Below are 25,206 nucleotides of genomic sequence, written 5' to 3' on the forward strand. Positions count from 1 at the left end.
GGCTGGGTCCGGCTATTTCCGCGCCACCATGCCGACCAGCGCCGACATGCCGCTGTGCCGGCTGCCCTCGCTGAGCTGCGCATCATAGGACCGCATGTCGACGATGCGCAGGCCCGCGAAGGCCGTCTTGAGCATGTCCTCGGTGTACAGATGCGACAGCACGCCGGGGCCGCCGGTCTTGTATTCGAGCTGCCTGGGCGTGTAGCCCTGCAGCACCAGCAAGCCGCCCGGCTTCAGGGCCTTCACCATGTTGGCGAACAGCCTGTCGCGCATCGCCGGGTCGGCGAACTGCACGAAAATCGCCACCACGCAGTCATAGGCCTGCTCCCGCCAGGCCCAGTCGTCGCAACTCGCAACGTGGTAGGCGACGTCGACGCCGGCCTCACTGGCCAGGCGGCGCGCCTTGTCCACGCCCACCGGCGAAATGTCGAACGCGTCGACGGTCAGGCCTTGCCGGGCCAGCCAGACGCTGTTGCGTCCTTCGCCATCGGCCACCGCGAGCGCCTTCCCGCCCCGTTGCAAGAGGCCGGCCTGATCGGCGAGATAGGCATTGGGCTCGGTGCCGAACACGAAGTCCGGCTCGCTGTAGCGCTGGTCCCAGGTTGCGGCGGATTGAAAGAAGGGTGCATCTGTCATGGCGTCTCCAGGTGAGGTAGGCATTGCGGTCGCCAGCCCGGGCTCATGGGTGCATGCTGGCGGGCTCGTCCGGCGCTGTGCATCCCGGTTTTCCTTCGCGCCGGCGGCGATGAGGAAGTCTACGGCATGAGCACCGCTCCTGTTGCCTGCGTCACAGGCAAGCTGCCGGCATCCAGGACCTGCGCATCGCCGGCCACCCGAAGCGCTGCGCCGTCAGGCGAGTTTCCCCTTGCGGCCAGGGTACCGGGCCGCTCTCTGATATGACGCAAACCCGCGCGGCCGTGCTGCACAAGAATGGTCGTGGTGGATATGCCGGCCAGAACCGGCCCGTGGAACCTGGGGAATCGCGCCATGCCATCGCCTCCAAGCCGCCGCCGTGATGCCGGCGCCGCGCTGCTCTGCCTGCTTGGCCTGCTGCTGGCCGCCTGCGCGCTGGCCGCGCCGCCGCCGGTCACGCTGCTGGCCATCGACGGCCCGATCGGTCCGGCCAGCGCCGATTACGTGGTGCGCGGCATGGCCCGCGCCGCCAGCGACGGCAGCCAGCTGGTGATCCTGCAGATGGACACGCCCGGCGGGCTGGACACCTCGATGCGCGCCATCATCAAGGCCATCCTGGCCTCGCCGGTGCCGGTGGCGGGCCTGGTGGCGCCCGGCGGCGCGCGCGCCGCCAGCGCCGGCACCTATATCCTCTATGCCAGCCATATCGCGGCCATGGCGCCCGGCACCAACCTCGGCGCGGCCACGCCGGTGCAGATCGGCGCGCCGGGCATGGCGCCGGAAGGCGACAAGCCGGCCGGCGACGCCGGCAAGCCTGTATCGGCGCTGGCGCGCAAGCAGGTCAACGATGCCGCCGCCTATATCCGCGGCCTGGCGCAGCTGCGTGGGCGCAATGCCGACTGGGCCGAGCGCGCGGTGCGCGAGGCGGCCAGCCTGCCGGCCGAGGAGGCGCTGAAGCTGAGGGTGATCGATTACCTTGCCCCCGACAGCGAGGCGCTGATGCGGCAGCTCGACGGCAAGAAGGTCACCGTGCTCGGCCGGGAAAGGCAGCTGCACACCGGCGGCGCTGCGCTGGCCCGGCTTGAGCCCGACTGGCGCGTCCGTCTGCTCTCCACCATCACCAGCCCGACCATTGCGCTGCTGCTGTTGACCGTGGGCGTGTATGGACTGGTGTTCGAGTTCATCAGCCCGGGCGCGGTGGCGCCGGGCGTGGTCGGCGGGATCTGCCTGCTGCTCGCGCTATACGGCCTGCAGCTGCTGCCGGTGAACTACACCGGCCTGGCGCTGATCCTGCTGGCGCTGCTGCTGATGGTGGCCGAGGCCTTCCTGCCCAGCTTCGGCGTGCTGGGCATCGGCGGCGTCGCCGCCTTCGTCGCCGGTGCGCTGATGCTGATCGATACCGACCTGCCGGGCTATGGCCTGCCGCCCGCGCTGATCGCCGCGGTGGCGGTGGCAAGCGCGCTGCTGCTTGGCGCCCTCGCCACCGTGGCGCTGAAAACCCGGCGGCGGCCGCGCATGGCCGGGCTGGACGACATGGTCGGCGGCATCGCCGAGGTGGAAGCCGCGCCCGGCGCGCCGCACGGGAGCTGGGTGCGGCTGCGCGGCGAGACCTGGCGCGTGGCCAGCCCGGTGCCGCTGCGCCGTGGCCAAAGAGTGCGGGTGGTGGCGCGCCACGGCCTGCTGCTCGACGTGGTTCCGATCGACGACACACAAGGAGAATCGCCATGCCCGCCACCCTGAGCCTTGGCGCCGGCGCCATCGTCGTCCTGCTGCTGTTGCTGCTGGCCGTATCGATCCGGGTGCTGCGCGAATACGAGCGCGGCGTGGTGTTCCAGCTCGGCCGCTTCTGGGCGGTGAAGGGGCCGGGCCTGGTGATCCTGATCCCGGTGCTGCAGCAGATGGTGCGGGTCGACCTGCGCACCATCGTGCTCGACGTGCCGACCCAGGACGTGATCTCGCGCGACAACGTCTCGGTCAAGGTCAACGCGGTGCTGTATTTCCGCGTGGTCGATCCGGAAAAGGCCATCATCCAGGTCGCCAACTTCTTCGAGGCCACCAGCCAGCTGGCGCAGACCACGCTGCGCGCGGTGCTGGGCAAGCACGAGCTGGACGAGATGCTGGCCGAGCGCGAGCGCCTCAATATCGATATCCAGCAGGTGCTCGACGCCCAGACCGACGCCTGGGGCATCAAGGTGGCCAATGTCGAGATCAAGCACGTGGACCTGGATGAATCGATGGTGCGGGCGATTGCCCGCCAGGCCGAGGCCGAGCGCGAGCGACGCGCCAAGGTGATCCATGCCGAGGGCGAACTGCAGGCATCGGAAAAGCTGATGCAGGCCGCTGAGGTGCTGGCGCGCCAGCCGGGCGCGATGCAGCTGCGCTACATGCAGACGCTGGCCAACATCGCCGGCGACAAGTCGTCGACCATCGTGTTCCCGCTGCCGGTCGAGCTGCTGACCGGGATGGCGGAACAGGCCCGTAGGGCCGCAGCCCGGCCGACCGGTCCGGAACCGGGCGCTTGAGCAGCGCCGGCCGCGCCCTTGTCCACACGCCAACTGTCCGGCCCGCGCCTCCGGTAGGATACGGTTTCCTTTTTCTCTGGCGGCCACCGCGGCCGCCGCCGATTGCCGATGACAGAGCCAGACATTTCCCTTTCCGCCGGCGGGCAGGAAGACGCGCAGGACGCAGCCGGGTCCGCTGAACAGTATGTGAGCGCCGCCGGCGCGCGCCTGGTCAAGCTGGAAGGCCGGGTCTTCGTGCGCTTTGCCGGCGAGGTCGAAGCCGGCCTGCTGCGCATACCCTACGACCTGGTGCCGGCCTATGGCGTGCTGGCCAAGCCGACCAAATGGCGCAAGATGGACGACGACGCCCGGCTCGCGCTGGTGCGGGAACGGGTCACGCCGGAAGCCATGGAAGCGCTGCGCCGGCAGGCGGCGGCCTTCGTGCGCGAGATCGAGGAGCGCGCCGAGGAAGCCGGGCTGGACGCGATGCCCTACCTGCAGTCGCTGGCCGGGCAACAAAGCGCCGACCCGGCGGAATTCGTGTTCGACCGCATCCGCCAGCGCCTGGACCATGCGATCGAGCGGGCGCAGGAAGAGCGGCATGCCGCGCTGACCCGCGAGAGCATCAACCTGGCCGAGTATCCCGATTCCTTCGAGGTGGCGCGCCGCCTGCCGCGCAAGTTCATCGCCGTGCTGGGCCCGACCAACTCGGGCAAGACCCACAAGGCGATGGAGGCGCTGATCCATGCCAAGAGCGGCGTCTACCTGGCGCCGCTGCGCTTGCTGGCGCTGGAAAACTACGAGCGCATGCAGGCGGCCCGGCCGCACGGCAAGGAATTGAAGGTCAGCCTGATCACCGGCGAGGAGCGCCGCATCGAGGAAGGCGCGACCCATGTCGCCAGCACCGTCGAGATGCTGGACAGCCGCACCCGGGTCGAGGTCGCGGTGATCGACGAGATCCAGATGCTGGCCGACCGCGACCGCGGCGCGGCCTGGACCGCCGCCGTCTGCGGCGCGCCCGCCACCACGGTGTACCTGGTGGGCGCGCCGGAAGCGCGCAAGGCGATCGAGGCCCTGGCCGACCGCCTGGAATGCCCGCTCGAAATCCACCTGCTCAAGCGCAAGGCGCCGCTGACGATGGAAGGCCAGGCGGTCAGGAAGCTGCGCAACTTCCGCCGCGGCGACGCCGTGATCGCGTTTTCGCGGCGCGACGTGCTGATGTGGCGCGACATGATCGCCGAGACCGGCATGTCGGTCTCCACCGTCTACGGCAACCTGTCGCCCGAGGTGCGGCGCGCGCAGGCCCAGCGCTTCCGCGACGGCGAGGCCGACGTCGTGGTGGCGACCGACGCGCTGGCGATGGGCCTGAACATGCCGATTTCGCGGGTGGTGATGACGACTGCCGTCAAGTTCAACGGCGTCGAGGAGGAAGAGATTTCAGCGGCGCTGGCGCGCCAGATCGCCGGCCGCGCCGGCCGCTACGGCGTGCACGAGGAAGGCTTCGTCGCCGGCTACGACGAGGATACGCACCAGGTGATCGGCGCATTGCTGAAGGAAAAGCTGGCCCCGGTGCCCGCCACCAATTTCTCGGTCGCGCCGACGCTGGAGCATCTGCACCGGATTTCCTCCGTGACAGGCGAGCAGTCGCTGGTGCGGCTGTTGAAGCGCTTCGTGCACAACATCGACGTGCCGGACGGCTTCTTCTTTCCGCGCATCACCGAGGAGCAGTCGGAACGGGCGCTGTGGCTGGACACGCTGCCGCTGACCATCGCCGAAAAGTTCACCCTGTCCCTGGTGCCCATCGCCAGCCGCGTGCCGACGCTGCAGATGGCGTGGGAGGGCTGGGCCAGGGCATTGGCGAAGAAGCGGGCAATGAAGCTCGAAGTCGATCCGCGCGAGCTTGGGAGGCTGGGCCTGCAGGAGGTGGAAGACCAGTGCCGGCTCTATTCGGCCTATGCCTGGCTGGGCTATCGCCTGCCGGAGTACTTTCCCAGCATCGAGGAAGCGCAGTCGCTGGCGCGTGTTGCTTCCGAGCGGGTGGATGCGATGCTGCAGGCGCAGAATGCGGCGGTAAGGCGGCGGCAGGGGAAGAGGGGGAAGGGGTGGTAAGGGGGCTCTGCCGTTGCGGTTGCTTTTGACGTACGCGCAGCGACCGTTGCGGTTGCTTTTGAAGTGGCCGTTGTCGTTGCAGTTGCAGTTGTCGTTGCAGTTGCCGTTGTAGTTGCAGTTGCCATTGTAGTTGCGGTTGCCGTTGCAGTTAGGGTCCCCGTCTGTGTACCGCCGTGTCGGCGATGCCCGGAGCGGGAAAAGGTGCGGCGTCTGTTTGAGTCAAGCGCAGCTTGGCGAGTTTAGCCGCGCCCCGCTCCGGGCATCGACGGCACGGGAACCCCGCGTAGCGGGGCGGCACAGTCGGGGTCGCCTTTTCTTGCCTACTTCTTTTGGCGAAGCAAAAGAAGTAGGTCGCCTGCCGGGGCGAACACCCGGCCTGGTCATGACGACAGTGCAGTCGGCTTGTTTCACCAGGCGTAAAGACGTCACTGCGAAGCAGCAGTTGCTTTTGAAGTTTGAAGTTTGAAGTTTCAATACGAACGTCAACAACAACTACGACAGTGCTGCCCGTGCCTTGCCGGGTGACGCAATGCGGTTGCACTGCCGTGGAGACAAGCCGGGAGTCCGTCCCGGCGGCCGGGTCACTTTTTTTGCTTCGCTGTATAGACCGGGGACATAGGTTACACATGTGCCGGGACATGGGTAACAGATTTAATCGTGCTTTTCGGCATTGCGCAAGTCGATTTGGCCAAATCGCTGATGCGCAAAGTACAGGTCATAAATGCCGTCCTGGCCTGACAGGGCGCGGGCCGCAATACGATGCCTGTGCAAGGCGCTGGAGACGCGAAAGCTGCGCTTGTGGAACTTCACATGCCCGTTCCACCCGACGGTCTCCACCAGGTCTTCCTGCGGATAAACAATCTCTGGCAATCGCTCGGGATAGGCCAGACGGCTTTGCCGGAACCGGGTTACCGGCGTGGCCATGCCGATGGCTTCATGCGGCCGCTCGTTGTTGTAGATCATTCGCCAGCGGTCGAATGCGTTCTGGACCTCCTCAAGGTCAACGAAGTGACGCCCGTGCAGCACATCTGCCTTGAGCGTGCGATGGAAACGTTCGTCCTTGCCATTGGTCTGTGGATGAGCCGGACGACTGTGACTGATGCGAATGCCCAGCTGAATCAACCAGATGGTGAGCTTGGTGATGCCATGCTCGTGCTGCGACGGACTGCCCCATGGAGAACCGTTGTCAGCGTTGATCCGTACTGGCATGCCGTGATGGCGAAAGGCAGTTTCCAGAGCTGCCTGCACAGTGGCAGTGTCCGGGTTCAGGCAAGCCTGCAGGACGATGTTGTAGCGTGAATGATCATCCAGCACGGTCAGTGGATGACACGTGGCCTGGCCGGTCTGGAAATGGCCCTTGAAGTCGATCTGCCAGAGATCATTGGGCTGGGCATGCTCGAAGCGCTGCCAGGCGGTGCTGTTTGCGCTTGCCTTTTCTGAGATCAAGCCATGTCGATGCAGAATCCGGGTAATGGTGCTGGGGGTTGGCACCTGGATGTGACCCTGATTGAGCAGGCTGCGATGAATCTTGCGGCCGCCCCAGGTGGGGTGTTTCAGACGCACCTTCACTACCAGCTCTTCGTTTGCCTGGCTGGTACGCAGTGGCGTATTGCAGGGTCTGCGCGAGCAGTCCTGCAGGCCAGCAGGGCCCTGCGTCATGCTGCGTTCACGCCATTTGTATCCTGTCTTGCGACTGATTCCAAAACGCGTGCATAGGGCACTGAAGTTCACGCCATCCTGCTGCGCTAGCGCCGTAAATTCTTGTCGAAGGGTCATCATGTCAACGTCTTTCCAGGGCATGGTTAGAGAATCCTTTGGCTTGATATGGAATACGCCAAAGTGTTACCCATGTCCCGGCACAGTTGTTACCCATGTCCCCGGTCTATACACTTCGCCAAAAAAAGTAACCAAAAAAAGGCGACCCGGTGATCGCGCCCCGCTGCGCGGGGTGCCCGTGCCAGCGGTGCCCGGAGCGGGGCGCGGCTAAACTCGCCAAGCTGCGCTTGGCTCAGACAGACGCCGCACCTTTTCCCGCTCCGGGCACCGCTGACACGGCGCGCTCAACGGGACTTCACTGCAACGGCAACGGCCACTTCAAAAACAACGGCAACGGCAACGGCAACGGCAACGGCAACGGCAACGGCAACGGCAACGGCAACGGCAACGGCAACGGCAACGGCAACTGTCGCTGCGCGTACGTCAAAAGCAACCGCAACCGCGACTGTATCTACAACCACCCCGCTTCATCCTGCCCCTTGCCAGCCGCCTCAAGCCAGGCCCCCTCACCGCATCGCCTGCGTATGATCCGGAAACGCATTCGCATCAATGCTGACCGGCCGCACACGCTTGGCCTCCAGCGGCGCGCACTGGCCATCGCGCAGCAACTCCACCACCAACCGCGCCGGGTTGTGTCCCACCGACTGCCGCATGCCGGCATGGGAAACCGTGATGCGCGGATTGACTTCCAGCACGACCGGGCCGTCCGTGCTCATGATGAAGTCGATGCCCACATAACCCCACAGGCCAGGCACCGCGGCCATGACCTGTTCCGCCAGCGCCCTGGCTTCGCGCTGCATGCCGTCGACGCCGCTGACCGTGCTGCCGAGGTAATGCAGCTGGTTGTCGAACACCGCCATGCGCTGTTCATTGACGCTCATCAGCAGGGCCTGCCCGTCTGCGCATACCATCGAGATGCTGCGCGGCTTGCCGTGGATGTAGGGCTGCATCACGTAGCGCGCCGGGTCGTGCTCGGCGATCCAGGTGCGGGCGGCGTCGAGGTCCGGGAAGATGCGGGTGTCGCTGCAGCCGGCGCCGTCATCGGGCTTGACGACCCAGCCGCCGCCGGCGTCGCTTTGCGCCGATGCCGGCGCCTCGTTGAGCCGGAAGGTGTCGGCCACCGGCACGCCGGCCGCGCGCAGGCGGCGCGCGGTCTCGTGCTTGCTCGCGAAGATGGCGACGGCGTCGGGGCGGCAGCCGATCAGCATGCGGTCATGGCGCAGGATCTCGGCCGATGCCAGCCCCAGCGCGCCGGCCGATTCAGGCGCCACCGGCCATACCGCATCGGCCTCGGACAGGCAGGCTGCCAGCGCAGCCAGGGACTGTTCCGATGTGCATGAGATCACCTTGGCCGCTGCCGGCAGATGCAGCGCCGGCAACGCGGCGTCGCGCAGCAGCGTGACTTCCACCCGCGGCAGGCGGCACAGGTCGCCGATCAGGGCCTGCAGCGCGCGGTCGGCCGAAAAGCCGGCGGCCGACAGCAGGCCGCGCGCTTCCCCGTAATGCGCGGTCTGATGGTCGTAGGCCAGTATCTTCACGATGCCTCGTCAGGAAGGGACGCGCGACACATGCGGCATGGGCGCCAGGCGCCTAGCTCCTGGTGCCGTCGAAGGTCATGGTTTCCTCGCTCAGTGTCGCGCCCGCGCCGCTCTTTCCGGCAGGCGCAGCGCCAGGCACCGCCGCGCTCAGCCGGTACACCGAGCCAGGTATCGCGTCGCTCAGGATGAACACATACTGCTTTCCCAGGTACTTCGGCATCTTCTCGGCCATCGGGTCGTTCAGGTAGGGCTGGATAACGACTTTCTGGCCGCGTACCTGGCGGCCGTCGTAATCCACGGTCACGTCCTCGATGCGGGCCTGTTCAGCCAGGGCCATGCGGATGCGCTTGCGGAAATAGCTGGTGGAGCCACCGGTCAGACGCTTCATTTCGGCGATGTCGCGCTCCAGGAATCCCAACAGCGCCGGGTTGCCCTGCGCTTCCTGCACGGCCGGAATCGGAAGCTGCCGTTCGCCATGCAGGAATTCGGAAGAGACCCGCGCACTGCCGTCGCCGTTTTTCGCGGCGACATCGACCAGCACCTCGTCGCTGAAACCGGCGCCCTCGGCATCCTGCCGCACATACCGGTAGCGCAGCACCCTGGGCGCGGCCACGTTCTGCAGGTGGCTGGTCTGGAACAGCAGTTTTTCCGCGGCGGTGATGTCCTGTGCCGCCGCGCTGCCGGCCGCCAGCGCCATCGCGCCGGTGGCAAGGAAGGCGGCAAGCGCCGCCCGGACAGGCCGCGGCAATGGCCGCGGCATCAAGCAGGTATGCATGTTCATCGGCCGATCTCCCTATCGTTTCCGGCTATGCGCCGTTGTCAGCACGGCTTATTTCTGTTCCAGCGGCAAGAGCGGCACGCCATAGTCCTTCAGTATCGCCTCGATCTCCGGCCCGTTGCCGGCGATCAGGCCATTGATGCGGTCGCGCAGCGCCTTGTCGCCATGCCGCACCGCCATGGCGATGCTGAAGTCGAAACGCACGCCGTTCTTGTCCGGCGGCATGAAGGGCACCACCGCGATCGGCGCGGCATCGGCCTTCTTCGCGAAATAGCCGACGATGGGTCCCCAGGCGATGGCGACATCCAGCGCGCCGCTGGCAAGGTCGCGTTCGATCACCTGGCCCGGATACTGGTCGGGGTCGCCGGTCTGGTGCTGGTAGGACACCATCTGGTCGATCAGCCCGTTGTTGAGCAGCCAGTCCACGGCCGGCGTCCTGGCGAAGGCGCCGATGCGCAGCTTCTTCCTGCGCTCGGGCGGCAGCCTGGCCAAGTCTTCCGGGGTAGCCACATCGTCCAGCCCGCGGCCTTTCACATAGGCCAGCGCATAGGTCGAATGGTAGTAGGGCCTGGTTGCCAGTCCCATCTCGAAATCGGTGGAGACGCCGGTCACGAGGTCGCACTTGTACTGGTCGCTGTCGGGCAGCTTGGCGCGCAGGGTATTGCGGATAAAGCCCATGCGCTGCGGGTACCAGGTATGTTCCAGCTTCCAGCCCAGCTTGCCGGCGAGCAGTTCGGCAATCCGGTTTTCGAAGCCGCGCCCTTCCTTGTTGGACAGCGGCAGATTGTTGGGGTCCTGGCAGACGCGCAGCACCTTGTCCCGTTCGTAGCGCTCGTCCAGGCCGCCTGCCGCCGGCGCGCTCACCTGCGCCGCGGCGCTGCCAAGCGCCAGGACAAGCAGCACGCCTGCCGCCGCGCGCGCCGGCAAGGCAGGGAGCCTGTTACCGCCATCGCGTCGCATGGCTCATTTCTCCATGCTCTCGACCCGTCCCGGCTTGATCGCGCCGTCGGACCGGCCCTTCAGATACGCGTAGAGATTGTCGATGTTCTGCTTGACCTGTTCGGAGCCGCCGAAATTGGGCATGCCCTTGTCGACGCGGCCGTTCAGCACGGTTTCCTTGAACTGGTCCTTGGACAGCACTTTCAGGCTGTCGATCAGGGAAGGGCCGACCATGCCTTCCTGATTGGCGCCATGGCAGCGTTCGCATGCCATCGCGCGCCAGGTGCGCCAGCCTTTCAGGGTATTGGCGTCGACCTTGTTGCCGTCGACCACGGTATAGAGTTTGGCCCCGTCGGCCTGCGCCTGGACCTGGGAAGCAAGCAGGCCGGCCAGGCCCGCGATCACTGCTGCAACTGCTGTAATACGCAACCTCATCAATATCTCCTTATCGGGGAAGGCCGGCAGCGCACAGCGCCGGCCTTCCCGCGTTTCTTGTAAAGCGCCGGCCCGTGCGGCCGGCGTCTTGCCTTACGACTTGCCCGGCAGGGTGAACACGGTCAGCACGCCACCCAGTTCGGTGTACTTGGACAGCTCGCGGTAGCCGCCAACTGCGCCCAGGCCCTCATTGTCCTTCTCCAGGCCGGCCGCCATGCCGATGCCGGCCCAGCCGCCGATGCCGGAGAGCACGCCGATGTACTGCTTGCCCTTGTATTCCCAGGTGGTGACGTTGCCGATGATGCCGGACGGCGTCTTGAACTTCCACAGTTCCCTGCCCTGGTTGTCCACGGCCTTGATGTAGCCTTCCAGCGTGCCGTAGAAGTTCACGTCGCCGGCGGTGGCCAGCGCGCCGCTCCAGACCGAGAATTTCTCGGGCTTGGACCAGACGATCTTGCCGGTGCCGGCATCCCAGGCAATGAAGTTGCCCATGCCGCCATGGCTGTTGGGCGCCGGGTACATCGACAGCGTTGCGCCCACATACGGCTGGCCTGCGGTGTAGTCGACCTGGAACGGCTCATAGTCCATGCAGACATGGTTGGTCGGCACATAGAACAGGCCGGTCTTGGGCGAATAGGAGGCGGGCTGCTGGTCCTTGGTGCCCAGGGCCGACGGGCAGACGCCCTTGGTGTTGACGTCGGGGCCGTTCTGCGCGGTGCTGTACTTGGCCTGCACCACCGGACGGCCGGTCTTCATGTCGACGTGGCTGGCCCAGTTGACGACCGGGTCGTATTTCTCGGCCACCAGCAGTTCGCCGCTGACGCGGTCCATGGTGTAGGCAAAGCCGTTGCGGTCGAAATGCACCAGGGCCTTGCGCGGCTTGCCCTTGACCTTGATGTCGGCCAGGATCATCTCGTTGACGCCGTCATAGTCCCATTCGTCGTGCGGCGTCATCTGGTACACCCACTTGGCCATGCCGGTGTCGAGGTCGCGCGCGAAGATGGTCATGGACCACTTGTTGTCGCCCGGGCGCTGGCTCGGGTTCCAGGTGCTCGGGTTGCCGGTGCCGTAATAGACCAGATTGGTTTCGGGGTCGTAGCTGTACCAGCCCCAGGTGGTGCCGCCGCCGATCTTCCACTGGTCGCCCTTCCAGGTCTTGATCGAGGAGTCCTTGCCGACCGGCGCCATCTTGCCGTCGGTCCAGGTCATGGTCTTGTCCGGGTCGATCAGCATTTCATTGTCGGGACCGACGCTGTAGCCTTTCCAGACTTCCTTGCCGGTCTTCAGGTCGTACGCCACCAGCCGGCCGCGCACGCCGAATTCGCCGCCGCTGATGCCGGTGATCACCTTGTCCTTGAAGATATGCGGCGCATTGGTGTTGGTCTCGCCGATTTTCGGGTCGCCGTTCTTGACCTTCCACACTTCCTTGCCGGTCTTGGCATCCAAGGCCACCAGCGTGGTGTCGGCCTGCTGCAGGATGATCTTGCCGTCACCGTAGGCCACGCCGCGGTTGACGGTGTCGCAGCACATCACAGGGATCACGGCCGCGTCCTGCTTCGGCTCGTATTTCCACTTGATGCTCTGATCCTCCAGGCTCAGCGCAAAGACCTTGTTGGGGAAAGGGCTGTGGACGTACATGGTGTCGCCGATTACCAGCGGGCCACCTTCATGGCCGCGCAGCACACCGGTCGAGAATGTCCATGCGACCTGCAGGTTCTTCACATTGCCCTTGTTGATCTGGGCGAGCGAACTGTAGCGATGGTTGGCGTTGTCACCCGCCTGCATTGTCCAGTTCTTCGGGCTCTTCGCCGCCTGCTGCAGATCCTCCGCGGCAACAGCGCTTCCCGTGGCCGATACCGCCCCCGCCAGCAACAGCAAATGCCTTAACCGTAAAGCTGAAACCATGTCTGCCTCCTGTTGTATTGAAGCTTGTGCATCAACGTTGCGATCACTGTCGCCGGCCTGGCTAACCGATCGCTTCCATCCCGGCAGGCATGGAGTAGCAGTTAGCATGCCAGTCCGGCAAGACGCCAGCAGCAGGGGACACCCGATGCATGAAGCCGGGCACATGAGGAGGGAGAGAGGAACGCTGTCCCTGTAAATGAACAAGGCGGGCAAGCAATGTTCCAATTTCGTAGCGGATGCGTTGACGGACGGCCCGCTTCCGGGGCGCACGGCGGCAGGCCCGCTGGCATGGCGCTTGCAGCCGATGTGGCGGGGCTTGCGCCGCCGGCGGCGGCACTGCGCGCGACAGCCGGCACGGGCTCTGGAAAGGAGGGTGGCGATGGGCATGCGCAGCCTTGCCTGCCTGCTGATGAGTTGCTCGCTCTGCCTGGCCGTGCCGGCCGGCGCGGAGAGCGCCGCCCTGTCCATGCGGGAAGTGGCGCCGGGCATCTTCGTGCACCAGGGCCTGCACCAGGAAACCAGCGGCAGCAACCAGGGCGACATCGCCAACATCGGTTTCATCGTCGGGGACCGCTGCGTTGCCGTGATCGACACCGGCGGCAGCGTGGAAGTGGGCGACCGGCTGCGGCAGGCGATACGGCAGCGCACCCGCCTGCCGGTGTGTCATGTGATCAACACCCATGCCCATCCCGATCATGTATTCGGCAATGCCGCCTTCGCTGCCGACAAGCCGGTCTTCATCGGGCACCAGCATCTTGCCGCGGCGCTGCAGGCCAGGTGGCCGCATTACCGCAAGGCGCTGGCGCGCGAGCTTGGCGAGCAGCAGGCGGCGCGCACGGCGATGATACTGCCAGGCCGGTCCGTCACCGGGGAAATGACGATCGACCTTGGCGGGCGAGAACTGCTGCTGCATGCCTGGCCCACCGCCCATACCGATGCCGACCTGACCGTACTGGACCGCAACACCGCCACGCTGTGGCTGGGCGACCTGCTGTTCGAGGAGCGCGTGCCTTCGCTCGATGGCAGCCTGAAAGGATGGCTGGCGGTGATGCAGGCCCTTCGCCCGATGCCGGTGCGCATCGCGATACCGGGACACGGGCCGGTCAGCGGCAACTGGCCTGCCGTGCTTGACCCGCAGGAACGCTATCTGCGCAGCCTGCAGGACGGCACGCGGGCCGCGATCAAGGCCGGCAGCACGCTGACACAGACCATTGCGCAGGCAGAGCATGCGCCGGCGTCCGGCTGGCTGCTGTTCGATGCCTACCACCGCCGCAACGTCACCACCGCCTACACCGAACTTGAATGGGAAAACTGATGCGCCACCACCATGCCGCGGCGGCCAGGCCGACACGCACGCTGCGCAAGGCCTGCAGCGCCGCACTGATCGCGCTGGCGGCAGCAGCCATGCTGCAACCGGCGCATGCCACTGACAACTGGAGCAAGATCAGGCCCGGCCTGTTCCAGAACCGCGTGATCGCCGCCGATGCCGCGCAGCTGGTCGAACTGGTCACGCCGGTGCGGGCGCAGGATGCGGCGGTGGTGCCGATCACCATCAAGACACGGGCGCCGCAAAGTGCCGAGCGCTACATCAGCAAGCTCTACCTGGTGATCGACAAGAACCCGGCGCCGCTGGCGGCGGTGTTCTCGATGACGCCGGACCTGGGCCGGGCTGACATCGAGACCCGGGTCAGGATCGAGGAATATACCGACGTGCGGGTCATCGTGGAGATGAACGACGGCAGCCTGCACATGAGCAGCAACTACGTGAAGGCCTCCGGCGGCTGCTCGGCCCCGGCCGGCAAGGACCCGGCCGAAGCGGCGGCCGGCATCGGCAGGATGAAGCTGGCGCTGGAACAGTCGGGCAGCCTGGACCAGCCGCAGCAGGTGCAGCTGATGATCAGGCATCCGAACTTCTCCGGGCTGGCCATGGACCAGGTAACCCGGCTCTACACGCCGCCGCATTTCGTCAAGCATCTGGAAGTGGCGTACAACGGCAAGCGCATCCTGAGCGCCGAAACCGATATCTCCATCAGTGAGAACCCGAACTTCCGTTTCTATTTCGTGCCGCACAAGGAAGGCACACTGACCGTGGAAGCAATCGATTCACAGGATCTTTCCTACAAGACCAGCCTGGCGGTGAAGGCCAATTAGGCTACTGGCGCGCCGGCTCAGCGGTTGCCCTGTCCCTTCTCCTCCATGCTGCGCACCATGTAGCGGATGCCGCGCTCCCAGCTGGTGTCGGTGTTGCCGCGTATGTCGACCGACTTGTTGAGCAGCGCCTGGCCGGAGGCGACATCGTTGATCTGGATATTGATGTTCAGGATCAGGTTGCTGACCTTCTGCACCCAGGCCGTCATCACCCGGTCCGCGCCCAGCGCCCGGCCGATGTCGATGTCGCAACCGTTGCAGTCATACAGCATGAAGCGCGACTTCAGGTCGTCGATCATGGCCTGCTGCGGGGCGGTGTCGAGCACCCGGTAGAAACCCTTGTCGATGAACTGCTGCCGCAGCAGGGCGGAAATCTTTTTCAGCCGCTCGCGCTGGGCCTGATCGGAGGCGCGGTCCAGGGTCGGGTCGATCAGTTCGAAGTCCAGCATCACGATGCTCTTCAACGGCGCATCGGCTGCCCTGGCGGCAAGCGGCGACAGCAGCAGGCAGGCTGCCAGCGCGAGCAGCCGGCGCCGCGTGCCGTGCTTCATTTCATCAGGCAGGCGTCGCCGGCCTGCTGCTGTATCGCCTTGTAGTGCCTGGCCATCTCGCGCACCTTGGGCGGGTCGCGGAACTCGCTGCCGCGTTCGCCGGCCATCGACTGGTGCCGCAGCGCAGTCGACGCTTCGAGGTAATCGTCATACTTCAGCTTGTCGGCGATCCTGTCGACCGCGCAGGAGCATTTGTACAGGAACTCGTATTTGCCGCCATGGTCCTTCATGCATTCCAGCACGTATTCCATGCGCGCCGTGGTCGGAAAGTCATTGGCCGCGGCAATGCCGGGCACGAGGATTGCAGCGCAGAGCGCTGCGCTGGCTACCGTGAACGTGCTTTTCATCTGGTCTCCCTTTCGATATGTGCCACGCCGGCGCTCCACAGCAGCGAGGCTCGCTACGTGATGAAGGTTGCTCTAGCAAGATTGTTGCCACGCCTCTGCGCCGTCCTCGCCAGCGCTGCGCTGTGCGCCGCCGCCGTCGCCGCGGCTGTTCCAGAACCGGAACAGCTTGCGCCAGGGGTGTACGCCGTCATTGCCGCGCCGGAGGACGCGGCGCCGTCCAACCATGGCGTGGTCGGCAACATCGGCATCCTGGTCGGCGACAGCGGCGTGGTGCTGATCGACACCGGCACCAGCGCCCGCTACCTGCGGCAGCTGCTGGCGCAGATACGGCGCATCACGCCGCTGCCGGTGGTGCTGGCCATCAACACCCACCAGAACCCGGCCCATGTGTTTGGCAACGGCGTCCTGCGCGACATGGGCGTGCCGGTGCTGGCGCACCGTGACACCGACGCCTTCATCGCGGCCCGCTGCCAGCGTTGCCTGAAGCAGCTGGTGCAGGCGCTGGGCGAGGCGGAGATGGAAGGCACCGTCGTCACGCGGCCCAGCCGGCTCATCGACGGTCCGGCAACGATTTCGGCGGGCGGCCGCACGCTGGACCTGCTGTATTACGGCCCTACCTCCGCGCCCGGCGCGATCGCCGTGCTGGACCGCGAGAGCGGCACGCTGTTCGGCGGCGGCATGGTGACGATGGACCGGATTCCGGACCTGAAGGATGCCGATCTCGGCCAGTGGCAGGCGGCGCTGCGCAGCCTGGGACGGATTGCGCCGGCGCGCATCGTGCCGGGCGCGGGCCCGGTGTTCGATGCCGCAAGGCTGCCGGAGCTGGCCGGCTACCTGGCCGCAATCAGGCCGGCGGTGCAGGCAGCCTTCCTGCAGCGCGTCAGCCTGGGCGAAGCTGCCGCGTCCGCGCCGCTGCCGGCGTATCGGGACTGGGCGCTGTATGACAGCATGCATAGGAAGAATGTGGAGCAGCTCTACCTGCGTCTGGAGAATGCCTACCTGAATGCGCCGTGATTGCGCTGGGGCGATGCGTACGGAATATCGTTTTCTGCGGGCGTTTTTAAGGATGCTCCTCCGGAATGGCTATTGATCCAGCTGCTTTTGACGTACGCGCATCGACCGTTGTCGTTGGGGTTGCTTTTGAAGTGGCCGTTGCAGTGAAATCCCGTTGAGCGCCCCGCTCTGGGCATCGCCCAATACTGTCCGGCACACTGCCTGCTATGGCCCTGAAGGTTGCCTGCTGTTCTCGCTGAGGTGTCGTTGCAGTTCCTCTTCCGTGGCCCATCCGGCCATGTAATGGCGCACCATCTCGAAGGTGCGCCTGGTCGGCTGCTGATTGGTCCAGATGGATAGCAGCAGGCTGGCGATCAGGCGCGCATAGACTTGCATGCGCAGGGCATTGAGCGACTCGCCGAGCAGATGACGGCAACCTAGAATGCACTTGAACCAGCGGAAGAATGACTCGATGCTCCATCGATAGCGGTACGCCAGCGCAATCAGATCGGCGGGCATTTGCAGTTGGTCCGTCAGCAACACCAGGCGACTGGTACCGGTTTGTATCTGCACAAGTTGCACAGACTCGAAGAGCTTGCGCATGCCGCGCAGCGTTCTTACGGTCGGGTTGAAGAAATACAGAAGCAACAAGCCGACGTACTGATCGCAGAAAAATTGCCGGTTGTTGGCCTTGTCGTGTGCGGTTCCAACCTTGTGCAGCTTGGCCAGGCAGGCGGCCATCTGTTCCAGGGACTTGGAGCCGCGCAATGGGACGCGATCGAGAATGATTTGATCCTGGTACATCAGGCCCCCTCGCGGCAAGTACGCAGGTACCGCTGCCAAGCGACACAGCTTACGCCTACATGAGTCGTAAAGCATGTGTTGTGCCGGACAGTATTGAGCGGTACCCGGATCGGGGCGCGGCTAAACTCGCTCCGCTGCGCGGCGCTCAAACAGACGCCGCACCTTTTCCCGCTCCGGGCATCGCTGATACGGCGCGCTCAACGGGACTTCACTGCAACGGCCACTTCAAAAGCAACCGCAACGACAACGGCCACTTCAGAGGCAACCGCAACGGTCGCTGCGCGTACGTCCAAAGCAACGGCAGACGCAATGTCAACGGCGCCGGTAGCGCCAGCCTCCGCCGCCGGCAAGGCGAACCGGACCCCACCCCTACCGCCTATCTGCCTCTCCACATGGCTTCTTCCCATCTGAAAGATCGATATTGAGCCGCTCCAGCTTGCGGTACAGCGTATTGCGCCCCACGCCCAGTTCCCTTGCCACGGTGCTGATGTTCCAGCGCGCCCGCTTCAACACCTGCAGCAGGGCCTCGCGTTCGGCCGACTTCAGGGGATTGAGCTGGCATTCCTGCTGCTGCATTGCCTCCTGCGGCGGCGCCGGCTGCGCCTGGCGGGCGCGCAGGATGTCCGGCGGCAGGTCGGCCAGGGTCAGCAGGTCGGCACGGCGCAGCGCCACCATGGTGCGCAGCACATTGCGCAGCTGCCGCACGTTGCCGGGCCAGCGGTACTGGTCCAGCGCATCCACCAGTTCCGGCGTCATCGACAGCTCGCCGCAGTCGGTCTGCTCGCTGCGCAGCAGGTGCTCGATCAGTTCGCGCCGGTCGCCGCGTTCCCGCAGCGGCGGCATGGTCAGCGTCAGGCCCTGCAGCCGGTAGTACAGGTCTTCCCGGAATTCGCGGCGCTCGATCTTTTCAAGCAGGTCGCAGTGGGTGGCGCTGATGAGGCGGATGTCGATGCGCACCGGCATCTCGCTGCCCAGCGGCGCAACCTCGCGCTCTTCCAGCACCCGCAGCAGACGCGCCTGCAAGGCGAATGGCATGTCGCCGATTTCGTCGAGGAACAGCGTGCCGCCGTTGGCCTGGAAGATCTTGCCGCGCTGGCCTTCCTTGCTGGCGCCGGTGAAGGCGCCCGACTTGTAGCCGAACAGTTCGCTCTCGATCAGCGACTCCGGTATCGATGCGCAGTTGATCGCCACGAAAGGCTGGCCGGCGCGCTGGCTGGTCTGGTGCAGCGCCTTGGCGAACATCTCCTTGCCGGTGCCGGTTTCGCCATACAGCAGGATAGGCACGTCGCGTTCCAGCACCCGGCTGGCGGCGTCGATGTTGCGGCTCATGGTCGGCTCATGGCCATAGCGCAGGCGCTCCAGCGGCGTGCGGCAGCCATGCTCGTCGGCGTCGCAGCCGCTGGCCGGCAGCCCGGCGCAAGGCAGCACGCAGTTCCTTGCCGTTGCTGCGCCATAGGCATAGAAGCGCCGGCCGAAGCGGGCGTCGAAGATGGGGGCCACCGGCTTGGCCAGCTTGCTGGTCTCTCGGCTCAGGGAGTCGAACGATACATTGAAGAATTCTTCCAGCGGATGGTGCAGCAGTTCGCAGGACTTGACGCCCAGCTGAAGCAGCGCATGCCGCGTGGCGGCGACGATACGGTCGTCGTCATCCAGCGCCAGAATGCCGGCGTTGACGGTGCCGACGAATTCCGGGCGGCTATGAAAATGCATGAAGCGCCGGCCCTCGAAGGACTTCAGGAAGATCCGGTTCTCGATGGTGTGCACCGACATGTTGACCAGGTCCAGCACATGCTTGGGCGCAAGGTGGGTTTCGCCCGAGGCGTCCAGCACCGCCAGCACGTCGCCGTTGGTATCGAAGATGGGCGCCGCGGCACAGGTCAGGCCGGTGTTGCGGAACAGGAAGTGGTCATACTGCTGCACCATGGTCGGCCGTTTTTCCAGCAGCGCAGTGCCCATGCCGTTGGTGCCCTGGTAGCGTTCCGACCAGACCGCGCCAGGCATCATGCCGGTCTTGGAAGCGGCATGGGTAAAGCCGAGGTCGCCAAAGTAGTTCATCAGCACGCCGTCGGCATCGGTCAGCATGATGGCATAGCCCGAGCCGGCGATCTGCTGGAACAGGTTGGTCATTTCCGCCTTGGCCGCGCTCAGCACATGGGACAGGCGGTGCTGCCTTTCCTGCAGCTCGGCCTTTTCCACGATGTAGGGTTCGATCACGATGGCCGGATCGAGCTGGTAGTCCCGCATGCAGCGCATCCAGGAATCGGTGATGTGATTGGGCACTGCGACGGGCGCGCTCGAAATGCGTTCAACGGCCGACTGGATGCGGCTGCGATGATGCTCTTGCGTCAACATGTCTCGTCTCCATGAGCTGTCCTTGCGGACGCCCTGTTTTTTTCGCCTCCCTGACCGCGTCCGAGTTCTGGTGGCTCGGTTTTTGCTGATGGTGCCGATCAAGGCCCCTGCAACGGTGCTTGATAGGGGCTGTAAGGCTGTGCTGAGCTTAGATGAACTGGCGTCTTCGTGTAAACACCTAATTTGCTTTTTTGAACTGTTCGATAAACAAGACAGGAAGGCGGCAGATGTCCCGAATTCAGCTCAATCCGGGCTGCGTTCGTCCAGCCTTGCAGTCGAGTGTATGCCCGTTTTTCAGCTGGCTGTTTTTTCCAAATCAATCCTCAAGGAGTTTTACATGGATGTACGAGCCGCAGTAGCCCACAAGGCGGGCGCACCGCTGACGATAGAAACAGTGCAGCTGGAAGGCCCGCGCGCAGGCGAGGTGCTGGTGGAGATCAAGGCCACGGGCATCTGCCATACCGACATGTTCACGCTGTCGGGTGACGATCCCGAAGGCATCTTTCCGGCCATCCTGGGCCATGAGGGCGCCGGCATCGTGGTCGAGGTTGGCGAAGGCGTCAAGAGCCTGAAGCCGGGCGACCATGTGATTCCGCTGTACACGCCGGAATGCCGGCAATGCGAGTACTGCCTGTCGCAGAAGACCAATCTGTGCCAGGCCATACGCAGCACCCAGGGCCGCGGCGTGATGCCGGACGGCACCAGCCGCTTCAAGCTCGGCGGCAAGGAAGTGTTCCATTACATGGGCACGTCCACCTTCGCCAACTACACCGTGGTGCCGGAAATCGCGCTGGCCAAGATCCGCGAGGATGCGCCCTTCGAGAAGGTGTGCTACATCGGCTGCGGCGTGACCACCGGCATCGGCGCGGTGATCTATACCGCCAAGGTGGAGCCGGGCTCGACGGTGGTGGTGTTCGGTTTGGGCGGCATTGGCCTGAACGTGATCCAGGGCGCGAAGATGGTCGGCGCCAACATGATCATCGGCGTCGACATCAACCCGGCGCGGGAGGAACTGGCGCGCAAGTTCGGCATGACCCACTTCGTCAACCCCAAGGAAGTGCAGGGCGACATCGTGCCCTACCTGGTGGACCTGACCAAAGGCGGCGCCGACTACACCTTCGAATGCATCGGCAATGTGAACCTGATGCGGCAGGCGCTGGAGTGCTGCCACAAGGGCTGGGGCAAGAGCACCATCATCGGCGTGGCCGGCGCAGGCCAGGAAATTTCCACCAGGCCGTTCCAGCTCGTCACCGGGCGGGTCTGGCAGGGCTCGGCCTTCGGCGGCGCGCGCGGCCGCACCGACGTGCCCAAGATCGTCGACTGGTACATGGAGGGCAAGATCAACATCGATGACCTGATTACCCATGTGATGCCGCTGGAAAAGATCAATGACGCCTTCGACCTGATGCATGAAGGGAAGTCGATCCGCTCGGTGGTCACGTTCTGAAACGGGCTTGTGAGCGGCAATCCGGCCGCGCGGCCGGAGCTCCTGAATGGCTGGCAGGGCTGTGCCGCGGCCCGGCGCCGGCGCCGGTTCATCAACAATGAGGAGACCAATATGAGCAGTGAAGTGAAAATCCATCCAGCGGTCGACAACGGCATCCAGCCGGCATCGCCCTCGTTCTCCGGCGGCAGGCTGGTGTGCCATTGCGCGCAGGACAAGGTGGAGGTCGAGATCGGCGCCCAGACCGCGCACAACCATGTCTGCGGCTGCACCAAGTGCTGGAAGCCGGAAGGCGTGCTGTTCTCGCAGGTGGCGGTGGTGTCGCGCGACAAGGTGAAAGTGGTGGCCCACGAGGAGAAGCTGCAGGTGGTCGACCCCAGCGCCACCATACAGCGCCATGCCTGCAAGGAGTGCGGCGTGCACATGTTCGGCCGCATTGAAAACAAGGCGCATCCCTTCTACGGCCTGGACTTCGTGCACACCGAGCTGTCGCCGGACAAGGGCTGGGCGGCGCCCGAGTTTGCCGCCTTCGTGTCCTCCATCATCGAATCCGGCGCCGATCCGGCCAACATGGGCGCGGTCCGGTCGCGCCTGAAGGAGCTGGGCCTGGAGCCGTATGACGCGCTGTCGCCGCCGCTGATGGATGCGATCGCCACGCATATCGCCAAGGCTTCGGGTAAGCTCGCGGCCTGAGCCAGGCCGGCCGGGCTGCTTCAGCGGCCCGGCCATTCGGACTGCCGGCCTGCATCGGCATCGATCGGCATCCATCACTATCCACCAGCAACAACCAGCGCGAGAGACAGAGACTATCCATGAGCATCAAGACCATTTCGGAAAACAAGTGCTTCGACGGCATGCAAACCGTGTTCAGCCATGACTCGGCGGCAACCGGCTGCCCGATGCGCGTGGCGATCTATCTGCCGCCGCAGGCGCAGCAGGCCAAGGTGCCGGTGCTGTTCTGGCTTTCCGGGCTGACCTGCACCGAGGAAAACTTCACGGTGAAGGCCGGCGCGCAGCGGGTGGCGGCGCAACTGGGCATGGCCATCGTCGCGCCCGACACCAGCCCGCGCGGCGTGCGCTTTCCGGGCGACGATGCCAGCTATGACTTCGGCCTGGGCGCGGGCTTCTATGTCGATGCGACCGAGGCGCCGTGGTCGGCCAACTACCGCATGTATTCCTATGTCGCCCGGGAGCTGCCGGACCTGGTGGGCGCACACTTTGCGCTCGACCTGTCGCGCGCCGGCATCGCCGGCCATTCCATGGGCGGCCATGGCGCGCTGACCATAGGGCTCAAGAACCCCGAGCGCTTCCGCTCCATTTCCGCCTTCGCGCCGATCTCCTCGCCGATGCGCTGCCCCTGGGGCGAAAAGGCTTTGACCGGCTACCTTGGCGCGGACCGCGCCGCATGGGCCGATTACGACGCCACGGCACTGGTGCAAAGCCGCGGCTGGAAGGGAGGACCGATCCTGGTCGACCAGGGCAGCGGCGACCAGTTCCTGGCCTCGCAGCTCAAGCCCGAACTGCTCAGTGCCGCCTGCGAAGAGGCCGACGTGCCGCTGCACCTGCGCATGCAGCCCGGTTATGACCATAGCTACTACTTCATTGCCACCTTCATCGAGGACCACCTGCGGCATCATGCCGCGCAACTGGCTTGACCGGCGTCGCAAGCCCTGCGCTCATAGCAGGAACTTCGGCCCCCGGTCCGTATCGAAATTGCATTCTTTAACGGAGCGCATCATGAAGCCAACCTTATCGCGTATCGGCCTGGCGCTTGCCTGCGCCGCGGCCTTAGGCATCAGCACCAGCGTGCAGGCCCAGAACAGCACGGGCGGCGATGCGTCGACTTCGTCGCAGTCGGGCAAGCAGCCCAAGTCCAAGGCCAACGCGACCAGCAATGCCGACCGCTCGGTAACCAATGGCGCCGACCGGCCTTCCACCTCGGGTTCCGGCTCGGTCGGCACCGCGACCTCGGGCGCGCCGGGCGTGGGCGCGATGCCAGGCAGCACCGGCACTGCGGGCGCTACCGGCACGGGCACCACATCCTCAGGTACCTCGGGCAGTGCGCCCAAGACCGGCGCCTCGGGCGGACCGGGCGTATCGGGCTCGCCGGAAACCGGCGTTCCGGGCACCGGCGCCGGAAGCAAGAAGTAGTTCCGCGACAGGCCCGGCGGCGCTATCAGCAAATGCCGGGAATGAAGCGGTAAGGCACCTGCGCCATGTAGGCGCGGTAGTCCGCGTGCCTGGACAGGTGCCGCTCCTCGCAGAGTGCGCGCAGCAGGTAGATGGCGCTCCAGCCGCCGATGCAGAACAGCGTCCAGAAGAATTGCCTGGGCGATGTGTGCAGCAGGCCGGCCAGCAGCGGCAGCGCGCCGGTCCACCATGCCAGGTTCTTGAACAGGTAGGCCGGATGCCTGATGTGCCGGTAGAGCCCGGTGCGTACCACGCCGCGGTGCATCAGGTTGCAGCTCTTGAAGCCCAGCGACACGCTGGCCGATGCATAACAGGCGAACAGCGCCAGCAGCAGACCATTGAGCGCCAGGTGCGTGGCCTGGGAAAACGCCGGATAGGCTGGCGCCAGTTCCACCACCTGCCATGGCAGCAAGGCCACCATCGCGACATTGAAGGGCGGATAGCAGGCCAGGCAGGCCACCCACCCGCGCAGGCTGGGGTCGACGCTGACGACTTCGTTGTCCAGGCAGCGCGCCTGCACCAGGTAGCCCACCACGAAGGGAAAGAAGTCCACCAGGAAGATCAGGTTCAGGACGAAGTAATGCAGGTGGCTGTTGTACAGCGCAAACCATCCCTGGCCATTGCCCTGCCTGAATACGGCCGCGAGGTCGAGCAGCTGGTCATTGGTATAGGCCAAATAGGCGAGCAGGCCGTGTATGCAGAAGGGCATGAAGATCCACTTCAGCAGCAGGCACAGCATCGCCTGCCGCTCGCTGTCGGTGGCGACAACGGCCGCGTGGACATTGCGGCTGGCTTTCCAGCGGCGGTACAGGTAGCCCGCCATGGTGGCCGCATTGCTCCAGCGGCCCCGGCGCAATGCGTAATAGGGCAGCAGCGCGACCGCATACACCGCGGCGCAGGACCACAGCGCCAGCTTCAGGTCGATGGTGAGAGGCGATACGTGGCCGGCCAGCATCGGCCGCCAGCTGAGGCGGTATAGCCAGAGGTAATAGGGACTGAGGGTTGTGTAGAAGGAGAGGCCGGCCAGGATGACCGCGATGCTGGCCGCATAACTGCCCAGGATGCGCCTGGACTCCGGCAGCGGCGGGAGCGGGGCGGCGCGTTGCACCGGCGCGGCAGTCAGCAGTTCAGGCCGCGCGTCCATTGCCGCCTGCCCGCGCGATTGCTGCCGACTCTGGCATGTCACCTCCGTCTTGGCAGGAAGCCGGGATGGCCCTGCTGCAGACTAGGGTAACGGCCGGCGCCGGACTGTCAAGCGCGGCGGCAAGGACATCAGCGGCAAAGCAATCCGCGGCGCGATTGCCTTGCCGGGAAAGACATCAGTAGGCGAATGCGTCAGCCTGGCTGCAGCCGCGGCTGGCCATCTCGGCACGCAAGGTCCAGACGTCGTTGGCGATGGCATGCAGCGCGCTGTCGCGCTTGCTGACGCCTTGATGGAAGTCGGCAGGCGTGGCCTTGACGGTATGCACCGGGTTATGGCCGTCGGCATTGATCTTAACGAACTCGGCGGTCTTCTTCTGCAGCTGCTGGGACAGTGCGGTGCAGGTACTCGTATTGGCGGCCATGGCTGGCGCGGCGAACAGGACGGCGGCGAGCAGGGCGAGTGAGGAAGCGAAGCGTTTCATGGATTTTCCTTTTTGAACCGGCAATGTTCCTGTCGGAAAGCCTGCCGGAAGCGTAAATGTGTTGATGCGGAGAACTTTATTGTTGCGGTGCAGTATAAACCGGAAAAGTTGAATCCCGGCATTTTGATCCGCAATGTC

General features: G+C 65.2%; 25 protein-coding genes. 10 read left to right on the forward strand and 15 right to left on the reverse strand.

What is annotated here, in order from left to right:
- Positions 1-12: 12 nt before the first annotated feature.
- The gene (locus tag ABC383_RS21465; protein ID WP_413017051.1) at positions 13-636 is read right to left on the reverse strand and encodes a class I SAM-dependent methyltransferase; all 624 of its coding nucleotides are present in this window, start codon (positions 634-636) and stop codon (positions 13-15) included.
- Positions 637-755: 119 nt separating this feature from the next.
- Positions 756-989 carry a hypothetical protein gene (locus ABC383_RS21470; RefSeq protein ID WP_413017053.1) on the reverse strand — a complete coding sequence of 78 codons (234 nt, stop codon included), beginning with the start codon at positions 987-989 and terminating at the stop codon, positions 756-758.
- Between ABC383_RS21470 and ABC383_RS21475 the strand changes: the two genes are divergently transcribed.
- From ABC383_RS21475 to ABC383_RS21485, 3 genes are all read left to right on the forward strand, one after another.
- Complete coding sequence (locus ABC383_RS21475) at positions 988-2,373, forward strand: NfeD family protein (RefSeq protein WP_413017055.1); 1,386 nt, start codon at positions 988-990, stop codon at positions 2,371-2,373. The genes ABC383_RS21470 and ABC383_RS21475 overlap by 2 nt on opposite strands.
- A complete protein-coding gene (locus tag ABC383_RS21480; protein WP_413017057.1) occupies positions 2,358-3,155 on the forward strand; it encodes a slipin family protein in 798 nt (265 codons plus the stop codon). Before ABC383_RS21475 ends, ABC383_RS21480 begins: the two co-directional genes overlap by 16 nt.
- A 108-nt stretch (positions 3,156-3,263) precedes the next feature.
- Positions 3,264-5,243: a helicase-related protein gene (locus tag ABC383_RS21485; RefSeq protein WP_413017059.1), complete on the forward strand. Its 1,980-nt coding sequence runs from the start codon at positions 3,264-3,266 to the stop codon at positions 5,241-5,243.
- Positions 5,244-5,894: 651 nt separating this feature from the next.
- On the opposite strand, the gene ABC383_RS21490 is transcribed toward ABC383_RS21485, so the two are convergent.
- The 7 genes from ABC383_RS21490 to thdT form a co-directional block, all read right to left on the reverse strand.
- Positions 5,895-7,043, reverse strand: coding sequence for an IS481 family transposase (locus ABC383_RS21490; RefSeq protein WP_413012297.1), 1,149 nt, complete (start codon positions 7,041-7,043; stop codon positions 5,895-5,897).
- 260 nt (positions 7,044-7,303) lie between these two features.
- Entirely contained in the window at positions 7,304-7,480 is a 177-nt protein-coding gene (locus ABC383_RS21495; protein WP_413017061.1) for a hypothetical protein, read from the reverse strand.
- A gap of 45 nt (positions 7,481-7,525) precedes the next feature.
- On the reverse strand, positions 7,526-8,557 hold the full coding sequence (locus ABC383_RS21500) for an ATP-grasp domain-containing protein (protein WP_413017063.1): 1,032 nt from the start codon (positions 8,555-8,557) through the stop codon (positions 7,526-7,528).
- 52 nt (positions 8,558-8,609) lie between these two features.
- Positions 8,610-9,338 carry a hypothetical protein gene (locus tag ABC383_RS21505; protein ID WP_413017065.1) on the reverse strand — a complete coding sequence of 243 codons (729 nt, stop codon included), beginning with the start codon at positions 9,336-9,338 and terminating at the stop codon, positions 8,610-8,612.
- Positions 9,339-9,386: 48 nt separating this feature from the next.
- Complete coding sequence (locus tag ABC383_RS21510; protein WP_413017067.1) at positions 9,387-10,295, reverse strand: quinoprotein dehydrogenase-associated putative ABC transporter substrate-binding protein; 909 nt, start codon at positions 10,293-10,295, stop codon at positions 9,387-9,389.
- A gap of 3 nt (positions 10,296-10,298) precedes the next feature.
- Positions 10,299-10,709, reverse strand: coding sequence for a c-type cytochrome (locus ABC383_RS21515; RefSeq protein WP_413017068.1), 411 nt, complete (start codon positions 10,707-10,709; stop codon positions 10,299-10,301).
- Between the two features lie 93 nt (positions 10,710-10,802).
- Positions 10,803-12,614 (reverse strand): thiol dehydrotransferase, encoded by a 1,812-nt coding sequence (thdT, locus tag ABC383_RS21520; RefSeq protein ID WP_413017070.1) that lies wholly within the window; start codon positions 12,612-12,614, stop codon positions 10,803-10,805.
- Positions 12,615-12,993: 379 nt separating this feature from the next.
- Between thdT and ABC383_RS21525 the strand changes: the two genes are divergently transcribed.
- Complete coding sequence (locus ABC383_RS21525; RefSeq protein ID WP_413017072.1) at positions 12,994-13,929, forward strand: quinoprotein relay system zinc metallohydrolase 2; 936 nt, start codon at positions 12,994-12,996, stop codon at positions 13,927-13,929.
- On the forward strand, positions 13,929-14,765 hold the full coding sequence (locus ABC383_RS21530) for a quinoprotein dehydrogenase-associated SoxYZ-like carrier (RefSeq protein WP_413017074.1): 837 nt from the start codon (positions 13,929-13,931) through the stop codon (positions 14,763-14,765). Before ABC383_RS21525 ends, ABC383_RS21530 begins: the two co-directional genes overlap by 1 nt.
- Positions 14,766-14,782: 17 nt before the next feature.
- Here the strand turns inward: ABC383_RS21530 and ABC383_RS21535 are convergent, their stop codons facing one another.
- Both ABC383_RS21535 and ABC383_RS21540 read right to left on the reverse strand, forming a co-directional pair.
- Positions 14,783-15,313, reverse strand: coding sequence for a DUF3280 domain-containing protein (locus tag ABC383_RS21535; protein ID WP_413017076.1), 531 nt, complete (start codon positions 15,311-15,313; stop codon positions 14,783-14,785).
- Entirely contained in the window at positions 15,310-15,660 is a 351-nt protein-coding gene (locus tag ABC383_RS21540; protein WP_413017077.1) for a hypothetical protein, read from the reverse strand. Before ABC383_RS21540 ends, ABC383_RS21535 begins: the two co-directional genes overlap by 4 nt.
- A gap of 60 nt (positions 15,661-15,720) precedes the next feature.
- On the opposite strand from ABC383_RS21540, the gene ABC383_RS21545 reads away from it, so the two are divergent.
- Positions 15,721-16,674, forward strand: a complete 954-nt coding sequence (locus ABC383_RS21545; RefSeq protein ID WP_413017079.1) for an MBL fold metallo-hydrolase — start codon at positions 15,721-15,723, stop codon at positions 16,672-16,674.
- A 204-nt stretch (positions 16,675-16,878) separates the two neighbouring features.
- Here ABC383_RS21545 and ABC383_RS21550 read toward each other — a convergent pair whose 3' ends face one another.
- Both ABC383_RS21550 and ABC383_RS21555 read right to left on the reverse strand, forming a co-directional pair.
- On the reverse strand, positions 16,879-17,457 hold the full coding sequence (locus ABC383_RS21550) for a transposase (protein ID WP_413017081.1): 579 nt from the start codon (positions 17,455-17,457) through the stop codon (positions 16,879-16,881).
- Positions 17,458-17,826: 369 nt separating this feature from the next.
- Positions 17,827-19,809 (reverse strand): sigma-54-dependent Fis family transcriptional regulator, encoded by a 1,983-nt coding sequence (locus ABC383_RS21555; RefSeq protein WP_413017083.1) that lies wholly within the window; start codon positions 19,807-19,809, stop codon positions 17,827-17,829.
- A 337-nt stretch (positions 19,810-20,146) separates the two neighbouring features.
- Here ABC383_RS21555 and ABC383_RS21560 point away from each other — a divergent pair, with 337 nt between their 5' ends.
- From ABC383_RS21560 to ABC383_RS21575, 4 genes are all read left to right on the forward strand, one after another.
- Positions 20,147-21,256, forward strand: a complete 1,110-nt coding sequence (locus tag ABC383_RS21560; protein ID WP_413017085.1) for an S-(hydroxymethyl)glutathione dehydrogenase/class III alcohol dehydrogenase — start codon at positions 20,147-20,149, stop codon at positions 21,254-21,256.
- Between the two features lie 111 nt (positions 21,257-21,367).
- Complete coding sequence (gene gfa / locus ABC383_RS21565) at positions 21,368-21,946, forward strand: S-(hydroxymethyl)glutathione synthase (protein WP_413017087.1); 579 nt, start codon at positions 21,368-21,370, stop codon at positions 21,944-21,946.
- A gap of 119 nt (positions 21,947-22,065) precedes the next feature.
- Entirely contained in the window at positions 22,066-22,908 is an 843-nt protein-coding gene (gene fghA / locus ABC383_RS21570) for an S-formylglutathione hydrolase (protein ID WP_413017089.1), read from the forward strand.
- Positions 22,909-22,990: 82 nt separating this feature from the next.
- A complete protein-coding gene (locus ABC383_RS21575) occupies positions 22,991-23,404 on the forward strand; it encodes a hypothetical protein (protein ID WP_413017091.1) in 414 nt (137 codons plus the stop codon).
- A gap of 25 nt (positions 23,405-23,429) precedes the next feature.
- On the opposite strand, the gene ABC383_RS21580 is transcribed toward ABC383_RS21575, so the two are convergent.
- Complete coding sequence (locus tag ABC383_RS21580; protein ID WP_413017093.1) at positions 23,430-24,587, reverse strand: methyltransferase family protein; 1,158 nt, start codon at positions 24,585-24,587, stop codon at positions 23,430-23,432.
- Between the two features lie 175 nt (positions 24,588-24,762).
- Positions 24,763-25,068 (reverse strand): hypothetical protein, encoded by a 306-nt coding sequence (locus ABC383_RS21585; protein ID WP_413017095.1) that lies wholly within the window; start codon positions 25,066-25,068, stop codon positions 24,763-24,765.
- Positions 25,069-25,206 lie beyond the last annotated feature (138 nt).

Origin of the sequence: Noviherbaspirillum phoenicis (assembly GCF_047237965.1) — a bacterium.
Taxonomy (GTDB): domain Bacteria; phylum Pseudomonadota; class Gammaproteobacteria; order Burkholderiales; family Burkholderiaceae_D; genus Noviherbaspirillum_A.